Source organism: Exiguobacterium sp. s194, from assembly GCF_018618275.1.
Lineage (GTDB): Bacteria > Bacillota > Bacilli > Exiguobacteriales > Exiguobacteriaceae > Exiguobacterium > Exiguobacterium chiriqhucha.
Genome location: NZ_JACSLT010000024.1, coordinates 1 through 2,365 on the forward strand (window position 1 = coordinate 1; position 2,365 = coordinate 2,365).

General features: G+C 48.0%; 2 protein-coding genes. Both read left to right on the plus strand.

The window, feature by feature from the left end:
• The first annotated feature begins 150 nt into the window (after positions 1-150).
• Positions 151-1,587 (plus strand): IS21 family transposase, encoded by a 1,437-nt coding sequence (gene istA / locus KNP85_RS15595; protein WP_029595511.1) that lies wholly within the window; start codon positions 151-153, stop codon positions 1,585-1,587.
• On the plus strand, positions 1,584-2,300 hold the full coding sequence (istB, locus tag KNP85_RS15600; protein ID WP_029595512.1) for an IS21-like element helper ATPase IstB: 717 nt from the start codon (positions 1,584-1,586) through the stop codon (positions 2,298-2,300). The genes istA and istB overlap by 4 nt, the downstream gene beginning before the upstream one ends.
• Positions 2,301-2,365 lie beyond the last annotated feature (65 nt).

Here is a 2,365-nt window from a genome sequence, read left to right on the forward strand (position 1 = left end):
TGTGTAATGCAAAATAGGAGTGCAGAAGTGTGCAACGGAAACGTACACAACTCTGCACTCCTATTTTAGAAAAGAAAAAGGACTTGCCAGCAACCATAATCTCACCCTAACGTTTAAGTTGCGACACAAGAACGTTAGGAGATGGAAGGAATGCTAGCAATGTCCGATATCAATTGTATCAAATATCTGAGAAACCACAAATCACATTCGATCAATCGAATCGCTAAAAATCTAGACCTCAACTGGAGGACGGTAAAAAAATACGCGGATTCAGCTCAACTGCCGAGTGAAACCATTCGCCCCAAGAGAGGCATGATGTACGGAACGAAATGGGGCGAGATGGTCGAGGATTGGTTGACCGAGGATCAAATGCTTCAGAAAAAGTTAAGACGAACGAATAAAAAGCTTTATGAAACGCTGGTGGCGAACGGATTCGAGGGTTCTTACCGGACGGTCTGCAATTTCATCAAGAGCTGGCATATGACGAGCGAGGAGGAAAACGACACAAGGCAAGAACGATTGCAACACCCTCCGGGTGAGGCACAGGTAGATTTCGGGACGATGGAAGTCGTCAAAGATAGTCATGCGGTCGATGTAAAATGCCTCGTCATGAGCCTGCCCTTCAGTAACCGCACAGCAGCTGTCGCCCTGCCCGCAGAAAACCAAGAGTGCTTTTTGACGGGACTCAAAATGCTTTTTGAAGAAATCGGTGGTGTACCGCAACAGCTCAGAATCGATAATCTCCCCGCCGCAGTCATCCAACCACGAACGACAAAAGAAGAGGCGATCTATACAGATGCTTTCCTGCAGTTCATGGCACATTACGGCTTCCAAGTTCAAAGCTGTAATCCTTACAGAGGTAACGAGAAAGGAAGTGTCGAGAACAAGGTAGGATACGTTCGGTACAATTTTCTTGTCCCAGCCCCTGTCATGCATGATTACGATTCGACGAACCGGCAACTCGCAGCTTCCCTACGGGATGACATGGAGAGAGTGCATTACGAAAAGCATGTGCTGATCCGTGAGTTGTTCGAAGAAGAGCAGAGACATCTATTGCGATTGCCGCAAGAAGACTTCCCCGTCTTCAAAGAAGAACTGTTCAAGGTGAACAAGTACGGCGAAATAACGATCGATAAGACGAAAGTCTTGATCCCTTCAGGGGCTCGTCATGGGCAAGTACGCGCCATCTTAAGGTGGGATTCGATGAAGATTCTCTCACTTCACGGAGAAATCCTCTACGAAGAAAAACGTCCCTACATGATGACAAAGCGTGCGCTCCCATGGGAAAACATCATCAGCACTTGGCACAAGAAGCCGAGAAGCTTCGGGCACTCCCGTTATTCCGAATATCTGCCGGGTAGAATCAAAGAGTACCTGGGCGTACCCAACTTACTCGTTCGGCAGGAAAGACTGGCCTGGATCCGAGCCAAGCTCGCACTCTATCCAATCCTCGAGATCAATGAACGCCTATACGAGCTACTGAGCGAGGACGACGATCCAGCCGTGGTTGAGGACCATCCTTATGATGTGGATTGGAGCAAGTACGATAGCCTGAATCGGCCTTGGGGAGAAGGTGGTGCAGTATGAGCCTAAAAGAAATGTGCAAATCGCTCCGCCTTGCCTATGTCGCTGAAATCTATGAATCGATTCCAACGGAATCCCCTGAAAAGTTTCTCACGGAGCTTTTCTCGATGGAAATGCGCCTCCGCGAGGAAGCGAAAGCGCAACGGTTAATCAAAAAGGCAAAATTCATCAACAATAAGTCACTAGACGACTATCATTGGGGCAATCACATCTACTTCCCAAAGCATTTAGATAAGGACGAACTGACCTCACTGAATTTCGTCGAGCACTCACAGAACGTCGTTCTGACAGGGTCCCCGGGTACAGGAAAGACCCATTTGGCCATCGGGCTCGGGAGAGAAGCTTGTCACAAAGGTTATGAGGTGAGGTTCTTCCGGGTCTCTGAACTCGTCGAGCAACTTAACAAGGCCTGGCGGGATGGAAAACTAGGCAACTTCCATTCTCGTCTCGAGTCGGCAGATATGATTATTTTAGATGAGATGGGATATCTCCCTCTCACAAAAGAATCTGCGGAACTTCTGTTTCATCTCATCACCGACTGGTACGAGCGAAAGAGCCTGATCATCACATCCAACCTTGAGTTCAGCCAATGGAATCGCATCTTTGGCGACGCGCGCTTGACTGCGGCACTCGTCGATCGCGTCATCCATCACGCTCACATACTAAACTTTACAGGTGACAGTTATCGTGTCACGCATGCGTTGTCGAAACACTAAAACCCAGCTGGCAAAGTTCTGTACTTTTCGTTGCATTATTGTGCACATTTGTATTGCAAAATACA

What these genes read in the sequence shown, in the direction of transcription:
- istB (WP_029595512.1), top strand. Translation starts at nt 1,584, where the DNA reads ATGAGCCTAAAAGAAATGTGCAAATCGCTCCGCCTTGCCTATGTCGCT.
- istA (WP_029595511.1), top strand. Translation starts at nt 151, where the DNA reads ATGCTAGCAATGTCCGATATCAATTGTATCAAATATCTGAGAAACCAC.